Below are 469 nucleotides of genomic sequence, written 5' to 3' on the forward strand. Positions count from 1 at the left end.
GCCCCGGAGTCCCTGATTTCACACTGCCAAGAAAAGCCTCTAGCGAGGCGGGAGGTGCCCGTACCGCAAACCGACACAGGTAGGCGAGAAGAGAATTCTAAGGTGAGCGAGTGAACTCTCGTTAAGGAACTCGGCAAAATGACCCCGTAACTTCGGGAGAAGGGGTGCTCTGGTAGGGTGAATAGCCCGAGAGAGCCGCAGTGAATAGGCCCAGGCGACTGTTTAGCAAAAACACAGGTCTCTGCAAAACCGTAAGGTGACGTATAGGGGCTGACGCCTGCCCGGTGCTGGAAGGTTAAGGGGAGTGCTTAGCGCAAGCGAAGGTGCGAACCGAAGCCCCAGTAAACGGCGGCCGTAACTATAACGGTCCTAAGGTAGCGAAATTCCTTGTCGGGTAAGTTCCGACCCGCACGAAAGGCGTAACGATCTGGGCACTGTCTCAACGAGAGACTCGGTGAAATTATAGTAC

The 469-nt window shown here is 55.2% G+C and carries 1 rRNA gene; it reads left to right on the plus strand.

Annotated features, from left to right (window positions below):
- A 23S ribosomal RNA gene (locus EEX84_RS16435) occupies positions 1 to 469 on the plus strand; the annotation flags it as partial.

The organism is Planococcus salinus, from assembly GCF_003719725.1.
In the GTDB taxonomy this organism is placed as follows: Bacteria; Bacillota; Bacilli; order Bacillales_A; family Planococcaceae; genus Planococcus; species Planococcus salinus.